This window comes from Prochlorococcus sp. MIT 0916 (genome assembly GCF_047305155.1).
In the GTDB taxonomy this organism is placed as follows: Bacteria; Cyanobacteriota; Cyanobacteriia; order PCC-6307; family Cyanobiaceae; genus Prochlorococcus_B.
Map to the genome: position 1 here is coordinate 1,825,715 of NZ_CP138980.1, position 19,807 is coordinate 1,845,521.

37 protein-coding genes are annotated in these 19,807 nt (G+C 33.5%); 13 read left to right on the forward strand and 24 right to left on the reverse strand.

Annotated elements, in window-relative coordinates:
• Position 1 precedes the first annotated feature (1 nt).
• Positions 2-265: a hypothetical protein gene (locus SIB53_RS10080; RefSeq protein ID WP_413678054.1), complete on the reverse strand. Its 264-nt coding sequence runs from the start codon at positions 263-265 to the stop codon at positions 2-4.
• Positions 266-405: 140 nt separating this feature from the next.
• Positions 406-642, reverse strand: coding sequence for a hypothetical protein (locus SIB53_RS10085; RefSeq protein ID WP_413678055.1), 237 nt, complete (start codon positions 640-642; stop codon positions 406-408).
• Between the two features lie 845 nt (positions 643-1,487).
• Here SIB53_RS10085 and SIB53_RS10090 point away from each other — a divergent pair.
• Positions 1,488-1,670 carry a hypothetical protein gene (locus SIB53_RS10090; RefSeq protein ID WP_413678056.1) on the forward strand — a complete coding sequence of 61 codons (183 nt, stop codon included), beginning with the start codon at positions 1,488-1,490 and terminating at the stop codon, positions 1,668-1,670.
• Between the two features lie 223 nt (positions 1,671-1,893).
• On the opposite strand, the gene SIB53_RS10095 is transcribed toward SIB53_RS10090, so the two are convergent.
• From SIB53_RS10095 to SIB53_RS10120, 6 genes are all read right to left on the reverse strand, one after another.
• Positions 1,894-2,436, reverse strand: a complete 543-nt coding sequence (locus SIB53_RS10095; RefSeq protein WP_413678057.1) for a hypothetical protein — start codon at positions 2,434-2,436, stop codon at positions 1,894-1,896.
• A gap of 60 nt (positions 2,437-2,496) precedes the next feature.
• Complete coding sequence (locus SIB53_RS10100; protein WP_413678058.1) at positions 2,497-2,838, reverse strand: hypothetical protein; 342 nt, start codon at positions 2,836-2,838, stop codon at positions 2,497-2,499.
• A 1,450-nt stretch (positions 2,839-4,288) separates the two neighbouring features.
• Positions 4,289-4,720, reverse strand: coding sequence for a hypothetical protein (locus SIB53_RS10105; protein ID WP_413678059.1), 432 nt, complete (start codon positions 4,718-4,720; stop codon positions 4,289-4,291).
• A gap of 139 nt (positions 4,721-4,859) precedes the next feature.
• Positions 4,860-5,063 carry a DUF3104 domain-containing protein gene (locus SIB53_RS10110; protein WP_413678060.1) on the reverse strand — a complete coding sequence of 68 codons (204 nt, stop codon included), beginning with the start codon at positions 5,061-5,063 and terminating at the stop codon, positions 4,860-4,862.
• Positions 5,056-5,217 carry a hypothetical protein gene (locus SIB53_RS10115; RefSeq protein ID WP_413678061.1) on the reverse strand — a complete coding sequence of 54 codons (162 nt, stop codon included), beginning with the start codon at positions 5,215-5,217 and terminating at the stop codon, positions 5,056-5,058. Before SIB53_RS10115 ends, SIB53_RS10110 begins: the two co-directional genes overlap by 8 nt.
• 60 nt (positions 5,218-5,277) lie before the next feature.
• The gene (locus tag SIB53_RS10120) at positions 5,278-5,433 is read right to left on the reverse strand and encodes a hypothetical protein (RefSeq protein WP_413678062.1); all 156 of its coding nucleotides are present in this window, start codon (positions 5,431-5,433) and stop codon (positions 5,278-5,280) included.
• 433 nt (positions 5,434-5,866) lie between these two features.
• Here SIB53_RS10120 and SIB53_RS10125 point away from each other — a divergent pair, with 433 nt between their 5' ends.
• Positions 5,867-6,001 carry a hypothetical protein gene (locus tag SIB53_RS10125; protein WP_413678063.1) on the forward strand — a complete coding sequence of 45 codons (135 nt, stop codon included), beginning with the start codon at positions 5,867-5,869 and terminating at the stop codon, positions 5,999-6,001.
• Positions 6,002-6,079: 78 nt separating this feature from the next.
• On the opposite strand, the gene SIB53_RS10130 is transcribed toward SIB53_RS10125, so the two are convergent.
• Complete coding sequence (locus SIB53_RS10130; RefSeq protein WP_413678064.1) at positions 6,080-6,301, reverse strand: DUF2839 family protein; 222 nt, start codon at positions 6,299-6,301, stop codon at positions 6,080-6,082.
• A gap of 269 nt (positions 6,302-6,570) precedes the next feature.
• On the reverse strand, positions 6,571-6,819 hold the full coding sequence (locus SIB53_RS10135; protein ID WP_413678065.1) for a hypothetical protein: 249 nt from the start codon (positions 6,817-6,819) through the stop codon (positions 6,571-6,573).
• 70 nt (positions 6,820-6,889) lie between these two features.
• Between SIB53_RS10135 and SIB53_RS10140 the strand changes: the two genes are divergently transcribed.
• Positions 6,890-7,054: a hypothetical protein gene (locus SIB53_RS10140; RefSeq protein ID WP_413678066.1), complete on the forward strand. Its 165-nt coding sequence runs from the start codon at positions 6,890-6,892 to the stop codon at positions 7,052-7,054.
• A 240-nt stretch (positions 7,055-7,294) separates the two neighbouring features.
• Here SIB53_RS10140 and SIB53_RS10145 read toward each other — a convergent pair whose 3' ends face one another.
• Positions 7,295-7,465 carry a hypothetical protein gene (locus tag SIB53_RS10145; protein WP_413678067.1) on the reverse strand — a complete coding sequence of 57 codons (171 nt, stop codon included), beginning with the start codon at positions 7,463-7,465 and terminating at the stop codon, positions 7,295-7,297.
• 379 nt (positions 7,466-7,844) lie between these two features.
• Here SIB53_RS10145 and SIB53_RS10150 point away from each other — a divergent pair, with 379 nt between their 5' ends.
• A complete protein-coding gene (locus SIB53_RS10150; protein ID WP_011125327.1) occupies positions 7,845-7,952 on the forward strand; it encodes a high light inducible protein in 108 nt (35 codons plus the stop codon).
• A gap of 544 nt (positions 7,953-8,496) precedes the next feature.
• Here the strand turns inward: SIB53_RS10150 and SIB53_RS10155 are convergent.
• Complete coding sequence (locus SIB53_RS10155; protein WP_413678068.1) at positions 8,497-8,853, reverse strand: hypothetical protein; 357 nt, start codon at positions 8,851-8,853, stop codon at positions 8,497-8,499.
• Positions 8,854-9,098: 245 nt separating this feature from the next.
• Positions 9,099-9,281 carry a hypothetical protein gene (locus tag SIB53_RS10160; protein WP_413679155.1) on the reverse strand — a complete coding sequence of 61 codons (183 nt, stop codon included), beginning with the start codon at positions 9,279-9,281 and terminating at the stop codon, positions 9,099-9,101.
• Positions 9,282-9,512: 231 nt separating this feature from the next.
• Here SIB53_RS10160 and SIB53_RS10165 point away from each other — a divergent pair, with 231 nt between their 5' ends.
• Complete coding sequence (locus tag SIB53_RS10165) at positions 9,513-9,779, forward strand: hypothetical protein (RefSeq protein ID WP_413678069.1); 267 nt, start codon at positions 9,513-9,515, stop codon at positions 9,777-9,779.
• 123 nt (positions 9,780-9,902) lie between these two features.
• The gene (locus tag SIB53_RS10170) at positions 9,903-10,025 is read left to right on the forward strand and encodes a hypothetical protein (RefSeq protein WP_413678070.1); all 123 of its coding nucleotides are present in this window, start codon (positions 9,903-9,905) and stop codon (positions 10,023-10,025) included.
• A gap of 217 nt (positions 10,026-10,242) precedes the next feature.
• Here SIB53_RS10170 and SIB53_RS10175 read toward each other — a convergent pair whose 3' ends face one another.
• The 3 genes from SIB53_RS10175 to SIB53_RS10185 form a co-directional block, all read right to left on the reverse strand.
• Complete coding sequence (locus SIB53_RS10175; RefSeq protein WP_413678071.1) at positions 10,243-10,425, reverse strand: hypothetical protein; 183 nt, start codon at positions 10,423-10,425, stop codon at positions 10,243-10,245.
• A gap of 459 nt (positions 10,426-10,884) precedes the next feature.
• On the reverse strand, positions 10,885-11,268 hold the full coding sequence (locus SIB53_RS10180) for a hypothetical protein (RefSeq protein ID WP_413678072.1): 384 nt from the start codon (positions 11,266-11,268) through the stop codon (positions 10,885-10,887).
• Positions 11,269-11,669: 401 nt separating this feature from the next.
• Complete coding sequence (locus SIB53_RS10185) at positions 11,670-11,762, reverse strand: hypothetical protein (protein ID WP_413678073.1); 93 nt, start codon at positions 11,760-11,762, stop codon at positions 11,670-11,672.
• 419 nt (positions 11,763-12,181) lie between these two features.
• On the opposite strand from SIB53_RS10185, the gene SIB53_RS10190 reads away from it, so the two are divergent.
• The 3 genes from SIB53_RS10190 to SIB53_RS10200 all read left to right on the forward strand — a co-directional run bounded on the left by SIB53_RS10190 (position 12,182) and on the right by SIB53_RS10200 (position 13,703).
• Positions 12,182-12,400, forward strand: a complete 219-nt coding sequence (locus SIB53_RS10190) for a hypothetical protein (protein WP_413678074.1) — start codon at positions 12,182-12,184, stop codon at positions 12,398-12,400.
• Between the two features lie 550 nt (positions 12,401-12,950).
• Positions 12,951-13,187: a hypothetical protein gene (locus SIB53_RS10195; RefSeq protein ID WP_413678075.1), complete on the forward strand. Its 237-nt coding sequence runs from the start codon at positions 12,951-12,953 to the stop codon at positions 13,185-13,187.
• A gap of 282 nt (positions 13,188-13,469) precedes the next feature.
• Positions 13,470-13,703: a hypothetical protein gene (locus tag SIB53_RS10200; RefSeq protein ID WP_413678076.1), complete on the forward strand. Its 234-nt coding sequence runs from the start codon at positions 13,470-13,472 to the stop codon at positions 13,701-13,703.
• An 80-nt stretch (positions 13,704-13,783) separates the two neighbouring features.
• Here the strand turns inward: SIB53_RS10200 and SIB53_RS10205 are convergent, their stop codons facing one another.
• The 6 genes from SIB53_RS10205 to SIB53_RS10230 form a co-directional block, all read right to left on the reverse strand.
• On the reverse strand, positions 13,784-13,957 hold the full coding sequence (locus SIB53_RS10205; RefSeq protein WP_413678077.1) for a hypothetical protein: 174 nt from the start codon (positions 13,955-13,957) through the stop codon (positions 13,784-13,786).
• A 135-nt stretch (positions 13,958-14,092) separates the two neighbouring features.
• The gene (locus SIB53_RS10210; RefSeq protein WP_413678078.1) at positions 14,093-14,242 is read right to left on the reverse strand and encodes a hypothetical protein; all 150 of its coding nucleotides are present in this window, start codon (positions 14,240-14,242) and stop codon (positions 14,093-14,095) included.
• Positions 14,243-14,393: 151 nt separating this feature from the next.
• Positions 14,394-14,642, reverse strand: coding sequence for a hypothetical protein (locus SIB53_RS10215; protein WP_413678079.1), 249 nt, complete (start codon positions 14,640-14,642; stop codon positions 14,394-14,396).
• 230 nt (positions 14,643-14,872) lie between these two features.
• A complete protein-coding gene (locus SIB53_RS10220) occupies positions 14,873-15,046 on the reverse strand; it encodes a hypothetical protein (RefSeq protein WP_413678080.1) in 174 nt (57 codons plus the stop codon).
• Between the two features lie 218 nt (positions 15,047-15,264).
• A complete protein-coding gene (locus SIB53_RS10225; RefSeq protein ID WP_413678081.1) occupies positions 15,265-15,696 on the reverse strand; it encodes a cupin domain-containing protein in 432 nt (143 codons plus the stop codon).
• A gap of 116 nt (positions 15,697-15,812) precedes the next feature.
• Complete coding sequence (locus tag SIB53_RS10230; protein WP_413678082.1) at positions 15,813-16,025, reverse strand: hypothetical protein; 213 nt, start codon at positions 16,023-16,025, stop codon at positions 15,813-15,815.
• A 570-nt stretch (positions 16,026-16,595) separates the two neighbouring features.
• On the opposite strand from SIB53_RS10230, the gene SIB53_RS10235 reads away from it, so the two are divergent.
• Entirely contained in the window at positions 16,596-16,859 is a 264-nt protein-coding gene (locus tag SIB53_RS10235) for a copper-binding protein (RefSeq protein ID WP_413678083.1), read from the forward strand.
• Positions 16,860-17,336: 477 nt separating this feature from the next.
• Here the strand turns inward: SIB53_RS10235 and SIB53_RS10240 are convergent, their stop codons facing one another.
• Both SIB53_RS10240 and SIB53_RS10245 read right to left on the reverse strand, forming a co-directional pair.
• Positions 17,337-17,633 (reverse strand): hypothetical protein, encoded by a 297-nt coding sequence (locus SIB53_RS10240; RefSeq protein WP_269606068.1) that lies wholly within the window; start codon positions 17,631-17,633, stop codon positions 17,337-17,339.
• Positions 17,634-17,688: 55 nt separating this feature from the next.
• The gene (locus SIB53_RS10245) at positions 17,689-17,994 is read right to left on the reverse strand and encodes a 2Fe-2S iron-sulfur cluster-binding protein (RefSeq protein ID WP_413679156.1); all 306 of its coding nucleotides are present in this window, start codon (positions 17,992-17,994) and stop codon (positions 17,689-17,691) included.
• Between the two features lie 530 nt (positions 17,995-18,524).
• Between SIB53_RS10245 and clpS the strand changes: the two genes are divergently transcribed.
• The 3 genes from clpS to SIB53_RS10260 all read left to right on the forward strand — a co-directional run bounded on the left by clpS (position 18,525) and on the right by SIB53_RS10260 (position 19,574).
• A complete protein-coding gene (clpS, locus tag SIB53_RS10250; protein WP_413678084.1) occupies positions 18,525-18,821 on the forward strand; it encodes an ATP-dependent Clp protease adapter ClpS in 297 nt (98 codons plus the stop codon).
• A gap of 35 nt (positions 18,822-18,856) precedes the next feature.
• On the forward strand, positions 18,857-19,099 hold the full coding sequence (locus tag SIB53_RS10255; RefSeq protein WP_413678085.1) for a hypothetical protein: 243 nt from the start codon (positions 18,857-18,859) through the stop codon (positions 19,097-19,099).
• A gap of 271 nt (positions 19,100-19,370) precedes the next feature.
• The gene (locus SIB53_RS10260) at positions 19,371-19,574 is read left to right on the forward strand and encodes a hypothetical protein (RefSeq protein ID WP_413678086.1); all 204 of its coding nucleotides are present in this window, start codon (positions 19,371-19,373) and stop codon (positions 19,572-19,574) included.
• The last annotated feature ends 233 nt before the right edge of the window (positions 19,575-19,807 follow it).

Sequence of the window (19,807 nt, forward strand, 5' to 3'; positions counted from 1 at the left end):
CTTATTCAATAAGATCAAGAGTATAAACAATATCTTTGCAATTATTTCTTTTGTCGAACTCTTGAGCTTCATCACTTTCTAATGAGGCTCCAAATTTATCCATATCGGTGATATGAATTAAAGTATGAGCTTTATGGTCGTTTACTTTTACAAACTCATAATCACTTACATAATCCTTAACCAAGCAACCAAAGAAATTCTCAGTAATTTCCTTTTCAAACTCCTCAAAAGTACAGCTAAATGTGGATATAATTAGGGTATTCATAAAAAATGATCAGAACAGTAGTTAGCATTGCATTTTTTTTACAGTTTTTCAGCAGGGATGGATATCTCTTTAGGTTTCTCTTACATATAAAGATAATTCATCCTTTCAAACCTAATAGAGTATGAAGGTCGGGAATGTAATTAGCCTTTCATAGCTTCTTCAATAATAGAAATCTCTCTGGTGTTTCTTCTATTAAGTCCACGCAAGTCTAATTGAAAACGTATTACCTCCAATGCGAGCTTGTTAAATCGAAAGGTGGCTTGTACATATCCATGTGAGTAATCAGATTCAAAATATCCAAAACCATTCAAGTCTTTTACGAGTAAATAGCTATCAAAAATTTTGCTATACCATCTGATCAGCATACTGTTGTCCATAATGTCAGCTATAGCTATACGAGAGATGGTTTTGGTCCTTACAGCAAAGTAATCATTAAGGTCCTGGTAGATAGGTAAAAAGAATTTCATAACCCTTTCTAGCCGATCTCTCTCAATTCATCTTGTTGCTCGAAGCAAAGTTAAAAAAATGGCCACATCAGTCACAAACAAATGAAGAGAATTAACACCATTGGTTGGAGTCCTAGCCAAAACTCACTAACCTTAAACTTTAAAATTCACTAATGAATATCTTTAAACCCCTATTCCTGTCAGCGATAGCTTTATCAAGTGCTTTTATAACTCTTTAACCTGCAAAATCTCAAGAAAAGATAGAAGTTACTCCATTAATTCAATCAAAGAGGGGACTTAGCGGTAAAAAATCTCATATTCAAGATAGAAACAAGCTTAACTAAGACTTTTAAAAGTCAATATTCCAGTCAGATTAAAGACCCCTTACATATACATCCACCACGAATAATAGTTTATTTACAACAAGGAAAACTAAAACACTCAAGAGGTGAGAATATCAAACACTTTAGCGCTGGAGAATCATTTATTGAAAGTAATAGTGGTTCTCCTCACTTTGTTGAGAGCGAAGGGAGAAAAGCCAAAAGCTCTTTTTGTCAGTGTTTCATCTTCTATTGGTCTACCTACAACAATTAATAAATAGTTAGTCCAAGATTTTTTGTCAAACTCCAATCAAATGTTTATAAATCCTGAAGCCAAGTAAGGGATATGAAAGAGAATCTTTATCTCATAACATATGTAATATGTATTCTTAGTTTTAAGGCTATAAAAATATAGGAAGCTAATAAGCTGCCACTAATCTATAGGACTATTGATCTATGGTTTCATTTGCCAGAGCAAGAACAAGATCATTGCTATCAAGGCTATGGCCTGTGACAGAAAAAAAACTCAGCAATCAAATAGTTGAGTCACACAAGTCCAAAAAGCTGATTAAAGATATCGCCGAGCAAAACAAGTGTTTCTTGGAAGCAAGCAAGAACGGTGGAATGTGGTTTTCTTAGAGCATTGACTTAAAGGTAGAGTGGAGACCTATCTCTGAATGATATTGGCGTAAGGGTTAGGACCTGAGATCAGGCTCTCCAAAAATAGTAATAGTTTTGGTTAAATTTATTTAATTAGAATATAAAATAGATAAAAAACTAATTGGTGATTCATTAAATCAAGCAAACCATTGAAACTTAAAATATCGAATTCTTTAATAAGCAATTGAATTATTGAACATAATTATTTATTTGCCTCTTCTTCAATATATTTTTTAAGAGTATAACCATGACAATCAAATGGATATTCTGCCCTAGTCATCTCGCTTGCCTGAGTCTTATCAGCATCATTGCCTCTAAATTTTCGACAATCACATATAAAGTCCATCTTGATTCCATCTTTATAATCTTTTACTCTCGTATCTAACCATTCTTTTGCTTGCTCAGGCATTTCATGACAAGCGATCCATGACCCCCAGAACAGTGCATCAAACATTTGTATTGCTTCAGCTCTCTTATTTGGCCCTGCCAAATCCTCACAAAAATTTCTTACTGGACAATCTTTTCTACTGATATAAAACTTTTTAGCTTGATTCTCATAACCTCTGACATATGTTTTATTATTTTTTACTGCGTCCAAAGCAGCGTTTAATTGATCTCCTCCAAATGTATTGGTTATTCTCGCTTTATCAATTGATATCTGACCAGAAAGTTCCGCTTCACTTTCAGTAGCAATATCATCTCTTCTGACATCAAATTGTCCAAGCACTTCAATTTGTTCAGTCATCTAGGTGCAACTCATCTTCCATTAGGTTGAATGATTTTATTCTAATTTGTTCAAAACGATCTATGGCTTAAAGATAAAAGTCCTTTTAATTATTAATTCATGTATCTTCCCAATTATCTCGTTTTTTGAAAGAACTTTTCCATTTCTGACTTGGTACTCTAATCCAATAAATTGATTACTTAATTGATCCATTTGACAGACTCTTTTGGAAACTCTCTTTATTTTCCATTTTCTTTGCATTCCACCATCAACTTGTTTCCAATCTTTTTTCCACATGAGGTAAGTTCCTCCTTCATTAACCCATTTATCACATTCTCTTTTAGCCTCTATTTCATCAAAAATATCTGCATTCAGAGGAAGGAAAAGAATCAAAAATATTGCGAGAACTAATGAGCGTTTCATAAAGCAATCATGATTTGAAAGTTCATATCTCAAACCAAATCAAGTCATCTAATCAAACTTCCAGATAAGAAAAAAAGAAGTTAGCGCAACCATGTATTAACTAGATTCTTAACATAGGTCAATTTGTTTCCCAAGCTTATATCAGATTAACTTTATAAATTTCATGGTGACTGTTGATGCTGCAATTACAACTAAAAAACTATGACTAATTAATTTTCATACCATTACAGTTAAAACCACTGCACTGAAGCTTGAATCAGAGAGATAAAACAAATTGATGGAAACTCGGAACAGCCTTATCTAGGCCAATAAAAAAATCAATAAAGAAATTAACGTTATTGAAAGGTATTGCATCCAATAAATCCCTAGACTATCTAATCCATGATTATTAAATTCTTTGATCTCCTTGAATTTTTGAAAAACCTAGCCCAAAAAAATTATGTAGTGACTTTAGTTAAGAGGAACTTTGGATAAATTTTTTTTGATGTGTACTTTAACTTTATTGAAAGGATTTTTTCGTAAAATTCATCTAAATGTTGAATTATCGGCTTGAAAGGGTTCATGTCCATTTTCTTTTCCTAAAGCTAAACGATTATTAAGGTGCCTATTTGGAAAGCACCCGCAAAGAGAAGTAACGCAGGAAGGTTCCAAAGGACTAAAACTTTTAAAGCAGATTTTTTATAAGTTGCAGCAGTCATTTAGATTTTTGGGAGAAAGTTTTCAGAGAAGTCCAAACCAAAATCTCTGATGAAACCAAAAATAAGAAAATATTTGGTCTAAGTGAGGTTCGGTCGAGGTAGGACTAACCGTGATATTAATTTTTCTTATGAATCTGAAGAACTATTAGCGCTAAATAATGTGAAAGAGAGATCAGGTAAAAATCCTAAGATTAGCAATTACAAAATAAGGAATAACTATTTTTGATTCTTGCTTCAGATATTGCTTTAGTAGTTGAAGTCATATAAGACCTAAACTCCCAAAAGTAAAACCAACTCCGCAGAAGAAAGCGAATTCAACTAAATCTCTGCATCCTGATGGGATTGAATTTAAAGCAACGTTAATTCGTTGAGCCATTTGACCTTGTACTCGCAGGTGAATGTGGAAAGATACTACAAAAGTAAGAAGAAATACCCAGACACGTGACAGTTCAAAGGTGGGGTTATCAAGAATTAGTTAAACTTATAATTCACAATCTCTTTTACTTCAAAGTAATTAAAAAAAAACCAGCAAAGAAAGTGCTCCAAAAATAATTGCCCATAGAGCAGCATCCTTTAAAAGCTCTTTCCCATTATTTTTAATTGAAATAACCAAGCCTAAATGGCATTAGCGTTATAAATCCAATCATGCAGCTTAAAGACTTAAGCTCTTTCAAATTATAAGTAAGCAGTTATAACTCGAAGAATAGATCACGTATTTGTGGTAAGTCCTCAAAAATTGAGTGGCGCTACCTTTAGTTGATTTCTTTAGCTAAATATTCAATATAATTTTTCAAAGTAAAACCATGAGAATCATCATTCCCTTTTACACAATCAATATCATCAATAAGGTCTAAGTTATGTCCCGCCATTAACTCCTTTACTCTGGCATCAAACCAATCCTTGAGGGGCTTCTCTATTGCATCTTTTTGATGTTGGGACCATAAATAAGTATCAAAAGCTTTTACAGCATCCTCTCTGCTCCACGTTGGTAGACCAAGAAAATGATTTTTAACAGGGCAATCCTTCCTGTTGATGTAATGCTTTTTCGCAGTCTTAGACATTCCTCTTACATACCGTTCTCCTGCCTGTGTATTTTTAACTAACAATTGACCTGCCGTATTTTCATCTTTAACTTTTATCTCTCTCCTAATATCCTTTCGGCCTAAGACTTGTATTGGATGCATAACTAATTGTTTTTTTTAAGATCACCAAATTTCGAACGAAAATTATTGAATACATTTTTCAAGTAATTAATAACAGAATCAGGAATGGGTTTATTTAGGGGCATTTGGTAAAGAGAGCTTCAAACATTATTTTTAGCGGCTATTCACGCTTAGACAGAATTTGTTTCACTTCCTCACCATGAACAAATTTGATTTCACCTGAATCAACGTTTGCGACTTGAAAAAGTGTGGGGGCATCTGGATCTCTTGCACCTCCGACAAATGAGAGAACTTTCGCAATCTCATCTTCTCCAACAAGAACATTATCTCCAAGTCTAACATTAAGAAATTCAGGCTCATTCATCTTTTTCTTTTTTACCTTTTCTGATTAATGGGTTGCTTGGGAAAAGAAACGTGACTAATCGACCAAAGAAAAAACTTCCCAATAAAACGAAGCTACCACCACAAACATAAATAAGTAAATTCGCTTTTGCAGAGGATGCGAGGATTAGAATCATTCTTTTTTTAATTTCCTTGCGATTAGGACAAAAGATAGTCCCCCTGATACGAGAAAAATATCAATAAGCAAGTGATAGTTGATATCCATGCTCATTTAGAAAAGGAAGGAATTTGCTGAAAGTTGCAGGGAATGATCCAACGATCAGATCTAACATACCAAGAACAAAAGCCACAATCGCAGCATCTACTAAAAGATCTTTCCAGTTATATATCATAAACAATCATATTACTTTTACTGTTGAATTTTTGGGGCTTAAAGACAAGTTGCACCTAATGAGAAGTCTTGCCTCACTGTCTAACTCACCCTAGATTCTGCAAATAATAGTGATTTCTTAAAGCAAGAACCTATGATGATCACCCATGCCATAAAGTGGATAGTCGTTTTCAAACTGTTCAACAACTTTAGTTGAAACATTAAACTTACTAATTAAGTTAGAGATCCTTTTGTTAATCAAACGAGAAATGAAAGCCATAAAACTTTTCAAGTTGTGCTCTTTATAACGACAGGCCAGATTCTTTCAAGTGGTTAATATGGAAAAGAAGTTTTATTTAGGTACAACAAAAATGTGATTAAGGGTTTCTAACCACTATTAGGCAATGGCCTATTTGTTAGACGAGTTTTTATATATGTGACGAGCTTCGACTCTCTTGCGTAATTTACTTTTTCTCTTTTTCTCTGTACTACTTAAAGGATGCATCACTTCTGGAGGTGGAGCTGGAGGAAACTATCCAGCAGGTGGGAATCCATCTTTTCCTGGTCAGCCAAAAAACTTTCACTTGTGATGGTCCTTCTGGCCAATATGCAGAATTCTATTGCGAGACAGGTGAACACCCCAACATGTGTGATTGCTGGGGAATGGTCTATGACTTAATTAATTGATAGCCTTTCACGAGGTTATATAGCCCCCACCCAAAAGCTCCAAGTATAAGGCCATAAAAAACATATGGAACAATTGGATTTTTATACAAAAAAGACCTAACTTTTTTTTGAATATTTTCTTTATCAAGTACAGGTAAATTCAACTCAACTGGTTTTTCTCTTGGAGGGAGTCCCAATTCTTTTCTTCTTTTAGCTTCTCCCATAAAAAAGAGGACGTAATCCTCTAAAGATAAATCGGAGTTGGTCTTTGGCTTAAAAAGATTTAGACGGTTTAATAAAAAAAATCATTCATTAAGCATGACTGAAAAGTTGACCCAAAAGAATATGACGCAGCATGGGAATCTGTTTTAGATTGCGTGAATGGAATGAAATAAGAGTTCAGTTGGTCAAAAGATGTAATTGCCAAAATGCTTAGAGAACTTGCTGAGAAAGTAGAAAGCGAAGAGGACTAAAAAAAATCACAATAAATACATCAAGTTAACGACTTGGCTCTGCTAGCAACTGCTAGCTCAGGTCTAAGAAGTAAAAGACCTCCCCTAAAAAGGAGGTTTTTTTGCGGATGTTGCTCTGGTTGCTGATAAAAATTGACAATCTCTTTATTTATAAAGCATGAACCAACCAAGTTCTCCCCTATCCAAATTTTAGGTATTGGTGGGTTCGTATAGATTTTTAGAGCAACCAACTCTTTTTGACTAGCAAATTTGATACAGGCGAAATACATTATGTGAATCCCTTCTAAGTAAAACAAATAATTAATTCTAGAAAGGGATAATTAAATTCATTCTGAGCAAATGGGACAGGAGCTTAATCATCAAGAGATAGCGAGAAATTTAGCAAAGGCTATGGCAGAAAAAGCGAATGAGAAGGAACTTAGAAGGTTGTACGAAGAGACAATGTTTCAGCAGTTCATCTCAATGGGAAAAAGTGAATTATCTGAGCTTTTATGGCATGGATAATCAAACTCAAACTCTTAGGTTTTAGAATTTTGATAAAAACTCTTGTATTCACAAATCATGCAATATCTTTATGGACTTACTCTTTCTGAAATGGGAATAAGTCCTATATTATTCACCATAATAATTTCATTTAGCATTTTATTTATCGTTGCATTTTGTCTTAGCTCAAAGAATATGGATAGTGATGGAATTATGAATTGGATGATGAAAAAGCCTGAAGACTGGATAGGGAATAAAAAGTCATAACGCATCATTCAAGTTTTCTCGTTCAATTTCCTTTAACTTTAAGTTGATATCTTGCAATCTATTTTTAGCTATAGATATATATTCATCAGCACAGTATCTTCCTTCAAAGGTTTTAGTTTCTCCTTGAAGAAAATCCTTGTACATTTTTATATCTCTCTCTGCCATTGATTTCTGGCTTCATTTAAAGATTTATATTGACTACTCATTTTAGATATTCATAAATTAGTTTGATTAACCTTAGGAAAAAAAATGGAACAAATGTAATTATGTTTGCTCTCAAACAACCATAGAAGTTGAGATTGACAAAGATCTTTCAAAATTCCTAACAATATCTTGCCTCTAAAAGCAGCTCCAGCTCCTCAACACTAAACAGTTACTTAGCTAAAAAAAGGGAACACGTGAAAAAATTGCATTGGCACAAATCACATCCAGTAAAATAAGGTTTTCTTATCAATAAAATTAAATATCATAATCAGATAGTTTGAGTAAAAACTCACAGCGCAGTAAATTATTCTTTATATTTATTTTATATTTCACAAATACCATGACTCCTGAAGCAGAAAAGTTTAACGGATGGGCAGCAATGCTTGGCTTTGTTGCAGCCTTTGGTGCATATGCAACAACAGGTCAGATCATTCCTGGGATTTTCTAAATGGAGCTCAATCCATTTAAACCTTATCAACAATTTTTTCAAAAATTATTGAAAAGATCCAATAAAAGTTCTTAACGGTCTGGTTAAGAGCTTTTTTTTTGTGAAATTTTTTTGAACAAACTAAAATTGATCAATAACGCCTACACAAATAGAACTCCTAACTAAATCTCTAACTTCTTCGTCACGATTAGGTAGATGGATCTCTAGTAATAGAGCAATTCTCAACCAATTTGTAGAACCCGAGAATTAAAAAAGATAGTCGCTTAAAAGAGACAACTTCGCGTAGCAAATATAACCTATTTTTAAAAAATACTTAAGGTGAGCAAAAACAAGTAAAAAACAACTATAAATTGATCTTAACTTTTTAAGGTGACATTAAAAACAATGGCGACAAGAAACACCGATAAGAAGACAGATGTGTCTAACCCTGTTTGGGTTTCTTCGGTTTTGCGATCAGGGACATCAATTCGAATCCACATAGTTTCTGCCAGCCGTAACAGATAAAGATTTAGTTACCACTAAAAAAGAATTATCTATACACCAATTAATTCTCTTTGTTTGAGGTAGTTCCCCATTCACAAGAAAGTTTACATTCAGTCAAATTTTTTTTCTCAAGACGACTTAATATCATAGCCATGTCTACAGAGGAGAGACTTCCATCAGAATTCCATTTAAGAGTTGTTTTACGTTGAAATGGAATTTCATTATTCTTTATTGTAGATGGTAAAAATTTAACACTTTTATTTTCGATAAAGTCTAAAAATGATTTAGCACTATGTAGATCCCCTGTGTAAGTGCAATGATTTGCAGAACAAGCTCTAAAGATTCTGCCTGATAAGCCTTGCATACAATGAATGGATCCACCCTGATCAGTTACGTAGAAAGGCTTTTTAAGGGGCATAGCTAATACTCCATTTCTGGAATGAGCACCATTTTTGTATCAACGACTACAAAAGAGCAATAGGCGTTAATGCCCAATATCAGATCTAGACAATCTAACTTCATCTCTAATCACTTATATATCAGCTTATTTGCGCTGGATGATTAACCGTTACTGTTTCATCTTTTCACAGCTGTGTCTAGAAAACTTGCTTAGCTTTTATGACGTTCCGTTAATCGATTCAAAAACTTATTTGATCCATCCTTTTATTTGTAATAATTCACAAGATCAACAATAAGGACAGTCAAAAGGACGCCTCCAAGAATGAAAGGCAAAAAAGGATACTTGGCTGAAAGATTACTTATAAAACCAGCCTTCTTTTTATCTTTGATTATCTTCTTTTCTCTAGGAGGCAATCCCAAATCTTTTCTTCTTTTGGCTTCTCCCATAATTAGTAATAAAAGGGCTAATAACTCCAAGATAAATCTAATGTCAACCTAACTTCAACCGTAAAAAAGCTCTAATTCAGTCATGTATTCCATTAAGAGAAATAATAGTGAGATTGGCCTTAGTTGAATAAGGATCCAAATAAATACTGATTGCTAAATAAATTATTTTTGTAAAAATTTATACAAAACTGGAGAAATACTAAATTGGCCCTCAAAAAAACAATCATTTCTATGTCAACCAAAGTCCAGGTAGGGACAGAAGAGGCGAGAATAAGAAATGACCGTCAAGCAGTTTTTCAGCTTGTTCGAGACTTAGTGCAGGCTCAATTTAACAGCGGTGATGAAGAGTTAACCAAAAGACTTTGGCAGGATGTCGCAGATAGAGATATTGATCTAGACCGTGTGATAAATCTTATGTACACCTGTTCTTTTCATGAAGACGATTATGAAATGACCAAGGTGGATGAGACTTATCAAAAGACAGGTTTAGTTGGTTGAATTAATTAAAATCCAAAAGCCTATTACTACAAAATCAAAGGGGCTGTCTTAGGTCAGTTCTTTTTTATCTGATATCAGATTAAGCATGATCAGCTATAACGAGCTGGTATTTACATATCTTTAATGCGCCGTTTTTTACTTCTTGCACTAACAGCTGGAATTTCTATCCCAGTAGTTGCATGTAGCCCAAAGGAGAAAACATCCCTTGAACCTGTGGTAGTAGAAACTCTTATTAGTGATTCTTAATCGTAGAATCATGAAAAATTAAGCTAAAGAAATTAGTTTCTGTAAAACATTGCTTTAATAAAAAATCCTCATTAAAAAAGGCCAGGAATAATGCTAAGTGATTAATACTTCTCAACAATGCTGAAATTGGTAGTCATAATAATTAATTCAATCAAGCATTCAATTCTAAATCTAAGCTTGACTTGTTTTATTAATTTTTTAGTAGTCGAATGAATACTTAATTGTTACCTATACGACAACCAATTTGAATTAAGCCTCTATCTAATAGTCGACCAAGTTTCAAAGCTGTCGCTTCTTCAACTCGTGAAAAATGAGGCTGATTTGATGTCACCCAATTCATCTCATCTGAAGTGATAACTCCAGTAGAAATTGATTCAAGAAAAAGCAATCCAAGATTCATAGAATTAATCCAAAAGAACAAAGGTCAAGCCTCAATATGAATACTGAGCTTGGACCTTTATGAACCAAAAGACTGAGACCCATCACCCAGTCATAAGAACCTTAGTAAAGACTCAGAAACTTTCAAATTCTCATAACACCATATACAGATTTATTTAACAAAACTTTATCGAAAGACTCCAGATGTGGAGGGTTGATTGTTTTTGTAAACAGGGTTTAAAAAAAGATGCCCTCACCTAGGCACGCAGGGCACCATTTCTAGGGTATGTTTATTGAGAAGGTTTGCAATGACAGAATTTAAGCATTAGTTTTCATGAATTTCAGTGGATTAGTGAGGCTGTCAATGAAAATAGCTTTCTAAAGTATTTAAATAGCATTTTCTCTTTTCATATATACAAGCAAAATTTGAGATAACTGATTCCCAGAAGCAATTCATGCCTATTAGATCTAGCTAGAATTATCAATCGCTTAACTTATAAAATACAACTCTTATAAATCTACAAATCGCCTGAACTATCACCTTCGCATAAACGGAGGTAATTGCAAATACCCAATAAGACAGGGGAATAACAAGGAGAATCAACCATAACCTAAAAATAATTGACCAAATAAAATTCAAAGTTGGAATAATTCCAACAAACAATAAACTTAAAAGAATAGCTAATAGGAGAACAAATTTATTACTACCTTTTGGCTTGATAAATTTAATAAAAGGTCTTAATGAATTTTCAGGTAGCAAATCTCCCCATCGAGATGGCCGATACTTAATCCAAAAGCCTATATCTTTTCTTATTTGTCTGTCATAGGCAGCAAAAAACTCTCTTGCTGCATTCTTATAATTCATTACTATTGTTATTCATAAAATTAGAAATTACACTTCTCCCTGCTATTAAAGCATTAACTGATTTATAAGCTCAAGAAAATAGACATTATCTTCGTATCCATTTAGCTTATCCAACACTTTTATCTTTGGAGTACTCATAGAACTCTAAAACGTTCGGGATCAGTGACTTCAAGTATTAAGAGACTTTTATGATTATTTACTTTGATGAGTTCATATTCGTTGACGCATTAATGGCTTTCTTCATCTTTGAAGCTAGCCAAAAACTTTGGGACATATTCTAAATAACAATAAAGGGTTCATTATTTCTCAACCTGCAAAACAACTCGTAATAACATTTAAATCCCAAGTTGACCGGCAGCTTCTATTGGTTCTCTTGCATCATCAAACATTGCTTTTACAATTTACACTTTTGCTCGATGAACTACCACTAATGATTGAAGAACATCTTTACTAACTCCCCGATACAAGGGTATAAGAACATTTGACTTGTGCATTGAGTAAATATCGGGGGCACCAAAACCCTAAGCCCATTCTTCAAACGGAAAAGAAATCTTGAAAGTGAATATTGTTGTTTCTAGGACCATTAAAAATATTTGCAAGTAGCTGAAGCATTGCATATTTCTCTTAAAGTTTCTGTAGAGGATCGCAACACCTCAGGATCCTCTGACAAAAGTATTCTAAAATTATTTCTCTAAATATCTTTAATATTCCTTAGCGCTACCCATGGTTCTTCTAAAGCTTTTTTCAGGTAATTAGACCAAGACAAAAAGAACAGAACAGCATACAAGTTATGGCTACGGAAAAACCCCTCATATTTTTCACGTAAGTACTGGAATTCGATTGGGTTGACTCCTCTTGACTTGTAATAAGAATTTCTTATTCTTATTTTATACTTATTGATGATTTTCAAAGGATGTCTTTTGCAACGACATATAGCTATAGCGACAGAGAAATTTTTGATGTTAAGACTTTATTTGAAGCAACAAGATTTATTATTGTTAATTCTATTTTGTTCGTTATTTTTTTATTTCTTACTATTGAAGAATTTGAATGGGCGATATTTTCATCTAGTGAAGGAATTGCAGATATGGTTATTGACGATACATCATGGAATATCAAAACATTAATCTAAAGGAAGTTAGAGTTGAGCTAGTTGAGACTACTTTTTTGCAATGGACCATACATTAGATACTTATCTTTCAAACTATCCTAAATCACAAAGAAAGAAATAGTTAATGCTTTTGATGAAACATCGCAACTGGGAAAAGTCGCTGCTTAAATTAATTAATTTGGTCATAAAGGATACTTTTCATATCTTTTGATTATTGATATGAATAAGTTATGGATACACCACTATTTTTAAAAGTCAGACCTAGCGATGCTGTTCTATATAAAAAAGATCAGATAGGAAAAATCTAACTTTTATTGGTAGTTCAAGAGATACAGACTCATCGACACTCTTTCAAATCGCAAATGTGAAATTTGGAGAAATCCGCTGGATTCATGGTGAGGAAGTAACCGAGATGGTTAGTGAATATCGGACAACAATTAAAAAGCCTTCTACTTTTTACGAGCAAATTCAGCAGAAAAAGCAATAAAAAAACTCCTTTAAAAGGCATTAATGCAGATAGCTTTAAAAGAGAGTTTGGGTTTTAATAGACAAAATGAGCCAATTCAGGGGGATGAAAAAGCTCTTTTCGTTTTTTCTTGGTCTTCTATTGTTTTTCAGCCCTTTGGCAGTAGAAGCAGAAGAAGTTGAGATAATGCCCCAAGAAGAAATAGCTGAAGCTCCTTCCCTTGAGCCAATCACCGAAAAGCAACTAAACGATTTATTTGGAGAGGAAATGTATATAGGTGAAACTAATTGGCGTGGTAACAAGGTTTCAACTAAAAGGGATTACAGCAAGAAAAATAGATAGGGAAGCACTACCTCAATCGAACATCAGGTCTAAGAAGTTTTTTTTAGACAAGTTTAATTGATGGAGTAATACGGAAGCATCATCAATCCAGATCGGAGGAAGATCGTCGAAATCCTGTCCTCTCTTAGCTGGTTCATTAAAAGTTCATTAGTTCTTCACTTTTTTTAAGAACTTGAAGAGATGTAATGTTCAATCTTTCCTTTCAGAAATCATCCTCACACAATTTTTAGTTAACCCTCCTTAACAAGAGGTTTTATTTTGACTAACATTCTTCTCAATTAGATGGCTGTAATGATTGATTTAATTGGGAATTTTATAATTGCTGCTGACGCATGGACTGGTAATATTCAAAACGAGATGGATGCCAGATATGTAGAGGAGTCATCACTTACAAATCTTTTTACCGAGCACAAGTTTTGGGGTTGGGCTGGACTTCTTTTAATCTTCACAGCCCTAGCAGCAATACTTTATTTCCAGTTTCAGGCATGGGAACAAGAAGATCAAGAACAAAAATAACTAGCCAAGCCAAATAGCAATTCTTCACTGTTGAATGGCTTAGTTTATTAATATCTGCAATCTTTCTACCTTCATTAATCCTAAACAGGTCTGCCAGTTATCACGCTATGGAATGCAGGATTGAACTTATATAAAAGGAAACTTACTAAGAAAAGGACATTTAAACCAGTAAAGACAGCAAACTGAATCCACAAGAATGTCCTGCTTACGTCAGGGTTATCAAATCCCGCATCAACACGAAATGTCTTAGCCATTTTAGATAAGTTATTTCTTTAGGTATAGACCCTTTTTCAACTATTGTCGGGGAGACATGATATGTAGTTGTAATCTTTTGCAAGATCCATCAATAAAAGCAATAGCAATAAATTGTTTTTAAATTCATTAGGGGATTATTTACTATCGTTATCTCGCCAATCTCGCTTTAATTCATAGTTTTTGCTGTTATCAAGGTAAACAACTAGGAATCCAAATAAAAGTCCGATAAAAGCAACTAAAACTAAAAGTTGATTAATTGGAGAAAGTTTTTGTAAATAATCCATTATGAATAACAAATTCTTAATTTATAATCGCTTTCTTAACTTTTTTACTACATACTTTATAAATATAAGCATTTTTTTTCCATCACCATCATTAACTATTAATTTGAGTAGTAGCAATTAAGCATTAATTCCTATGAATTATTAATCTATTTTATTTTTTATTTAATTTTATTGAAAGCTGTTTTTCAAGTTCTTTTTTAACGGTCAAGTTGACTTCTAATTTTCTTTTGAGAGATTTTATTTCTTTATCAGTTTGTTGAATAATAAGTACAATTCTTTGAAGATCTTCAGGCAATGAACTTAGCTTGTAGCTTTTTTTAATTCCTTTCTTTTCACTTTTTTGTATAGGTTCAGTCTTCTTCTTTGTGGATTTATCGGAGGAGAACCATGGAAGTTTCATTGTTTTGGAAATAAATCTGATTGTTTTCTATGAGGCCTTTGTTTCTTTGAATTATAGTTTTTATCTTAAACATGTTTTTCTATGATTTTTTGTTTATCTTAGAAAATCTTCTTAGTTCTTTGGGAGAAAAGTTTAGAAAACCAATAGTCCAGTAATAGAAGGAATTTTTATATGCGAAAAATGTTATTTAGCGATATCCATCGAAGAATATTCTTAAAGCATTCTGTCTCTCAAATGCGAAGTTGCTTTTGTAGCTCCTGAATTTCTGCGTTTCTTCTTTGAGCTTCAATCTTTGCTTCTTGCTTTGCTGGAGAAGTGTATTCAGTCAGCTTGGTCATAAGATCGAGAGTTGCATGGGTGATGATCTCTGGATAGATAGACGGCGAATGTAGTGCGGTGGTCATCATTTTTGCTATAAGATCCACTAAATATGGTGCTATTGGTCTTTAATGGAATCGGAATTTACACTTATTCGCAAAAAACAGTGCTTGATTAAAAAGAAATCGCACATACTTATCAAAAGAGCTTTATGAAGCCATAAAAAAGACTGACCTAAGTCAGCCCCTTTGATTTCGATAGCAATCAGCTGTCAACCTTCCTTATTAAATCAGAAAGCGTTAATTTAATTAGTCGGCACAGTTGTTTTTTTACCTCTAGCACCTGCTGAGGCACTAAAAACCACCATCTCTTTATCACCAATGTTTTGACAATAATGAGGAGTGTCCTGGGATGAAGAGAAGCTTTCACCAGCCTCTACCGTCAGGGATTGTCCGTCACTAGTTTCACAATAAAGAGTACCTATTTGTACAAAAATAATCCCAGGCTGTGGATGCAAATGAAGAGGTGTTTTAAAACCAGGTTGAGCTGTTATTTTTTCGAGTTTCATTTCAGCTTGTCCTCTTGGATACTTAAAAGAATCTCCATTCCACGATTCAGAAGCACTAATAAGAGTTTCTACTACCACAGGTTCAAGGGATGTTTTCTCCTTTGGGCTACATGCAACTACTGGGATAGAAATTCCAGCTGTTAGTGCAAGAAGTAAAAAACGGCGCATTAAAGATATGTAAATACCAGCTCGTTATAGCTGATCTAGTTTAAGCAGACATCGAAAAATACTATTAGTTCCAGTTTTTAGTTCTTTGATCCAAGGCTTTTCAAATATTGTTTAGACTAACTAGTCTTTTGATTGGATGAATTCCTATTTGAAGGATGAAACCTAAGCTGATCTCTAAAATCCTCATCACACCAATAATAATCATCGTAAAATGAAAAAGCTGACATAGCGACCCCAGCTGTAAGAAGCGCTCCCACGATCAAAACAATATAAAGAAGGGAATGAGAAGGAACCCAATTACCAGTTCCAGAAATAACCGCGAAAGGCATAGTGGTGGGAAAGATTAGATTTCGATATAACTAGATTCGCTAAAGACATTGATTTTTACTACCTGAAAGAAATACCCAATTAAGAAAAACTTAAAAATTTCAAATTAGTTTTTACTTCTGTAGTGAATAAGTAATTTAGACATCAAGAATTATCCCCCCTTCGAAAGCATTAAGAGATTCCTTTAATTTATGCAGCAAAACTTTGTAAAAAATTAGGCATCCCTTTTTAAATTAATAAGAATGATGATGGTGAAATATCAAAGCCAAAAACCAAGGAAATCCAGGAAGATTCACCGATAGAAATATTGGCTATTCAGATGATCCTGAAGACAAAAGAACTGACGAACAGATCTTAGATAAATATGGAAAAAACTGGAACTAAAGTTATTCGTCTTTCAGGAAAACCTACCGAAGCTTTCTTTTAAGCCATTGACCACCGCCTTGAAGTTGTAGGACATACGCCGTAAACATTTGAGATCTTTTTCCAGGTTCAATGACAAAAAAAAGTAGCGGTTAATCCTTTTACGTTTAGTTATTTTTGCTAACTATTAATTACATATTCAATAAGTCATGTCCTTTAAAAGCCGTGGTGTTTATATAAGCAATCCTTTCAAACTGTATTGGAAAAAAAATTGGACTTTTCAAATAGTTCATATGGAAGGAGGTATTCATATTGAAGCTAAAGGCCTAGGTATTTCTATAAGAGCCCCTTTTGAACCAAATGATAATCCCATGATTGCAGCAGATAAATTAATTCTTAGAGAAGACAAAAATAGAAGATCCTTATATAACTCTTGGAGACTTAAGAGAAGTAATCAAAAGCTACACATGTAAAAAATTTCAACAAAAAGGCAAAGGTTCCCGGGAATGACGATACACAAAGTTCTTTATATTCCTCTCGACATATCTCAACTAAAAACGAAGAGAAAGGAGCTAAAGCAATCGTTACTAAGAACGAAGAAAAAATTAGGGAAGAGATGAAAAAGGAGAAATCGTATAAAAGAAATAGCAATAGTGAAATGGCTCTATGTCCTAATGATGTTTTTACTTTGCAAGCTATGCAGCTTCAGTAACTCTTGATTTATTACGCTTTTGATCTAAATAAATTACAGAATTAGAGACAGGAAATCATTTCTTTTCTAAGTGAGCAATTGCAATTCTTTTTGTTTCTGTCATTTCTTCTGTATAAAACTTCAAAGGCTGAGAAACATACTAATTCTCTCCACTCATTAAAAAATGAGCAAAACATCTCTCTCTTATATAAGCGTATTAATAATTTGATTGCATTAATAGACGACACAATCAAATTAACTATTCAAAATCAATTTCCACTTCTTCTTTCATATCCCTATCTAGGTCGGGAAGATTTGGCTCTATCCAATGAGATTTATTATCAACACCAGCCGCAGTTGCATAATTCATAATGTGCTGATCAACTTGTTTATAAATGTCATGTAGATTTAAGTCCTTACTAACACCATGTGCTATCTCCGAAACCTGTTGCTCTGTTAAGCAATGATCAGGATGTAATAAATCACAGCAAGGAATTCTTTTTTCTATCAACTCATTTATGTTGATTTTAATTTCGTAATCTGGATGAACAGTCATGGTATGAAAGAACTTTCTTAATATTTGTAATCCAATTTTAGGATTATTTTTAAATTTATCGTTGATCCCAAACAGCATCAAATTGATTCGCAACTATTTTCAAATCTGATTTTGGATAGGCCTGACATAAAAGAACATAACCTTGATCTTGTAATTCACTTTTCAACCCCATTGCATCCATATCGACTGAACCTTCTTTAAGAAAGGCGGCACATGTACAACACATGCCTACAAGGCAAGAACTCGGTAGCTCCACATTTGCATCTGCGGCAGCCTCTAATACGGTCTGGTCTGACTTGCAATTAAAACTTTTCTCAACTTGATCAATCTCGATATTTATCTTGAATAAGAGATCAGACACTTTAGCCAAGACGAACCTTGGCTTATTATGGCTTATTTGCTACACGAAAGTAAATCTTTTTATACGGCAGTAATCTTCTCTATTTTAGTGGTAAGTTTGGAGATAAAATTGATAGGAATCGTCAAAATCCTGAAACAGGATACATCTCTTTTTTATAACTTTAGTAAAAAAGAAAATTAACAGATTATTAGAGACTTAATAAGAGAAGGAATAAGCACTAAAAGGATAAAATATAGTTATGAGAATAAAGATGTCCACTAGAATAGCTTGTCTTACGGCAGCAATTATGTCTGTACCTCCCCTACTCTTCTATTCGTTATTAATTCAGGAAGATTTTCTGCTTATATAGTTCTTATTATATCCATACTCATTAATTGGCCTCTCATTAGATGGCTTGATGATAGCCAGTGGTACAGAGAGTGGAAAAGGGAAGAATAAAGAGTCCTTTTTGACCTAATACCATCGCCTTGCAATTAATGTGAGAACTTGGTTGACAGTCGATTTATCTTGGGGGCATTGCTCCCATTTTTATGGATCAAGAAACTACTTCAACTACTACAGTCTTAGATCCAAAGACAACAAAAAAGAAATATCCAGAAGCAAGAATAATAGTTCTTGATGATAATTTTAATACTTTTGATCATGTGGCAAATTGTCTTGTGACAATCATCCCAAGAATGAGTAAAAAAAGATCATGGATACTTGCCTTCAAGGTAGATAGGGAAGGTTTGGCGGAAGTATGGAGAGGCTCCCTTGAACAGGCAGAGCTATATCATCAGCAACTAATCAGCAAAGGATTAACAATGGCACCAATTGAAAAAACATAAAACTTCTCATCTATGTAGAAACTCTCAGAAAAACAATGAATAAATTCTTTTCTTTTGTTCTTTGTATTCTTTTGTTTCTTTGTCCTTTTGCAGCTCAAGCAGAAGATCTTAAGCAAATGCCTCAAGAGGAAATAGCTGAAGCACCCTCAACTGATCCAATGTCGGATGAGGTAATTAGATATTTACAAGGTGAGGACATTTATCAAGGCACTCTCAGTTGGCAAGGCAACAAAACTTCTACCAAATTTAATTACGAGATGAAAAAGGAAAAAAGATAGATGGCACTATTCGCAGTTTTAGTTCTCATTTGATTATCCTTGTCTTTATACTTCCGAAGCTGGGAAGTTTTTAATCGGATTCTTGGCTATGGGTTAATTTTTGCTGCAATTCCTATAAGACTGAAATTTGCATCGGTGGCGGGTTTAAACCCAATAGCAGTTTTCTTTATTTACCTATCTTTCTTTTGGATTCTTTATTTCTTTATTTACAGAAGGAACCGTTAAATATCCAAAACTCTTTAGGGTGATTTTATTAGTAATTGATTTTTAAATGCCTATTCCTTTATTTGCAGTACCACTCAATATGGGAACAGGTACTTGGTTTGTGACGATTGTTGCTGGTTTAAGTTTTATCGTGATGTTTGGTATTGCTTCTGCCTTTGGCGACTTCCAAGGTTTGATTAATACAACATTAGAAAATGATTCAAATGCTAGAGAAAGCAGGAAGAAAAAAAAAATAATAAAAAAGGACTGACCTAAGTCAGCCCCAATTGTTTAGAGGGTAATTAGCTGTCAACTAATATTACTTTCTTTCATAGGAGTCGAGCTTATATTGAATTTTAAATTTGCTATTAGATTCTTCTAAAGTTTACTTAGAGTTTTTTTTCTTAGATTTAATAGGATAGAGCTTAATCCTTTATTAAAGTTAGAAAACCCCCCTTTTAGAAAAGGGGGGTTTCTATTGCAAAACTGTAAATATACAAATTA

Excerpts from the sequence above, each read along its gene's own strand:
- SIB53_RS10080 (WP_413678054.1), bottom strand. The coding sequence starts at position 265 with ATGAATACCCTAATTATATCCACATTTAGCTGTACTTTTGAGGAGTTT.
- SIB53_RS10085 (WP_413678055.1), bottom strand. The coding sequence starts at position 642 with ATGGACAACAGTATGCTGATCAGATGGTATAGCAAAATTTTTGATAGC.
- SIB53_RS10090 (WP_413678056.1), top strand. The coding sequence starts at position 1,488 with ATGGTTTCATTTGCCAGAGCAAGAACAAGATCATTGCTATCAAGGCTA.
- SIB53_RS10095 (WP_413678057.1), bottom strand. The coding sequence starts at position 2,436 with ATGACTGAACAAATTGAAGTGCTTGGACAATTTGATGTCAGAAGAGAT.
- SIB53_RS10100 (WP_413678058.1), bottom strand. The coding sequence starts at position 2,838 with ATGAAACGCTCATTAGTTCTCGCAATATTTTTGATTCTTTTCCTTCCT.
- SIB53_RS10105 (WP_413678059.1), bottom strand. The coding sequence starts at position 4,720 with ATGCATCCAATACAAGTCTTAGGCCGAAAGGATATTAGGAGAGAGATA.
- SIB53_RS10110 (WP_413678060.1), bottom strand. The coding sequence starts at position 5,063 with ATGAATGAGCCTGAATTTCTTAATGTTAGACTTGGAGATAATGTTCTT.
- SIB53_RS10115 (WP_413678061.1), bottom strand. The coding sequence starts at position 5,217 with ATGATTCTAATCCTCGCATCCTCTGCAAAAGCGAATTTACTTATTTAT.
- SIB53_RS10120 (WP_413678062.1), bottom strand. The coding sequence starts at position 5,433 with ATGATATATAACTGGAAAGATCTTTTAGTAGATGCTGCGATTGTGGCT.
- SIB53_RS10130 (WP_413678064.1), bottom strand. The coding sequence starts at position 6,301 with ATGGGAGAAGCTAAAAGAAGAAAAGAATTGGGACTCCCTCCAAGAGAA.
- SIB53_RS10135 (WP_413678065.1), bottom strand. The coding sequence starts at position 6,819 with ATGTATTTCGCCTGTATCAAATTTGCTAGTCAAAAAGAGTTGGTTGCT.
- SIB53_RS10140 (WP_413678066.1), top strand. The coding sequence starts at position 6,890 with ATGGGACAGGAGCTTAATCATCAAGAGATAGCGAGAAATTTAGCAAAG.
- SIB53_RS10145 (WP_413678067.1), bottom strand. The coding sequence starts at position 7,465 with ATGGCAGAGAGAGATATAAAAATGTACAAGGATTTTCTTCAAGGAGAA.
- SIB53_RS10150 (WP_011125327.1), top strand. The coding sequence starts at position 7,845 with ATGACTCCTGAAGCAGAAAAGTTTAACGGATGGGCAGCAATGCTTGGC.
- SIB53_RS10155 (WP_413678068.1), bottom strand. The coding sequence starts at position 8,853 with ATGCCCCTTAAAAAGCCTTTCTACGTAACTGATCAGGGTGGATCCATT.
- SIB53_RS10160 (WP_413679155.1), bottom strand. The coding sequence starts at position 9,281 with ATGGGAGAAGCCAAAAGAAGAAAAGATTTGGGATTGCCTCCTAGAGAA.
- SIB53_RS10165 (WP_413678069.1), top strand. The coding sequence starts at position 9,513 with ATGTCAACCAAAGTCCAGGTAGGGACAGAAGAGGCGAGAATAAGAAAT.
- SIB53_RS10170 (WP_413678070.1), top strand. The coding sequence starts at position 9,903 with ATGCGCCGTTTTTTACTTCTTGCACTAACAGCTGGAATTTCTATCCCA.
- SIB53_RS10175 (WP_413678071.1), bottom strand. The coding sequence starts at position 10,425 with ATGAATCTTGGATTGCTTTTTCTTGAATCAATTTCTACTGGAGTTATC.
- SIB53_RS10180 (WP_413678072.1), bottom strand. The coding sequence starts at position 11,268 with ATGAATTATAAGAATGCAGCAAGAGAGTTTTTTGCTGCCTATGACAGA.
- SIB53_RS10185 (WP_413678073.1), bottom strand. The coding sequence starts at position 11,762 with ATGCACAAGTCAAATGTTCTTATACCCTTGTATCGGGGAGTTAGTAAA.
- SIB53_RS10190 (WP_413678074.1), top strand. The coding sequence starts at position 12,182 with ATGTCTTTTGCAACGACATATAGCTATAGCGACAGAGAAATTTTTGAT.
- SIB53_RS10195 (WP_413678075.1), top strand. The coding sequence starts at position 12,951 with ATGAAAAAGCTCTTTTCGTTTTTTCTTGGTCTTCTATTGTTTTTCAGC.
- SIB53_RS10200 (WP_413678076.1), top strand. The coding sequence starts at position 13,470 with ATGGCTGTAATGATTGATTTAATTGGGAATTTTATAATTGCTGCTGAC.
- SIB53_RS10205 (WP_413678077.1), bottom strand. The coding sequence starts at position 13,957 with ATGGCTAAGACATTTCGTGTTGATGCGGGATTTGATAACCCTGACGTA.
- SIB53_RS10210 (WP_413678078.1), bottom strand. The coding sequence starts at position 14,242 with ATGGATTATTTACAAAAACTTTCTCCAATTAATCAACTTTTAGTTTTA.
- SIB53_RS10215 (WP_413678079.1), bottom strand. The coding sequence starts at position 14,642 with ATGAAACTTCCATGGTTCTCCTCCGATAAATCCACAAAGAAGAAGACT.
- SIB53_RS10220 (WP_413678080.1), bottom strand. The coding sequence starts at position 15,046 with ATGACCACCGCACTACATTCGCCGTCTATCTATCCAGAGATCATCACC.
- SIB53_RS10225 (WP_413678081.1), bottom strand. The coding sequence starts at position 15,696 with ATGCGCCGTTTTTTACTTCTTGCACTAACAGCTGGAATTTCTATCCCA.
- SIB53_RS10230 (WP_413678082.1), bottom strand. The coding sequence starts at position 16,025 with ATGCCTTTCGCGGTTATTTCTGGAACTGGTAATTGGGTTCCTTCTCAT.
- SIB53_RS10235 (WP_413678083.1), top strand. The coding sequence starts at position 16,596 with ATGTCCTTTAAAAGCCGTGGTGTTTATATAAGCAATCCTTTCAAACTG.
- SIB53_RS10240 (WP_269606068.1), bottom strand. The coding sequence starts at position 17,633 with ATGACTGTTCATCCAGATTACGAAATTAAAATCAACATAAATGAGTTG.
- clpS (WP_413678084.1), top strand. The coding sequence starts at position 18,525 with ATGGATCAAGAAACTACTTCAACTACTACAGTCTTAGATCCAAAGACA.
- SIB53_RS10255 (WP_413678085.1), top strand. The coding sequence starts at position 18,857 with ATGAATAAATTCTTTTCTTTTGTTCTTTGTATTCTTTTGTTTCTTTGT.
- SIB53_RS10260 (WP_413678086.1), top strand. The coding sequence starts at position 19,371 with ATGCCTATTCCTTTATTTGCAGTACCACTCAATATGGGAACAGGTACT.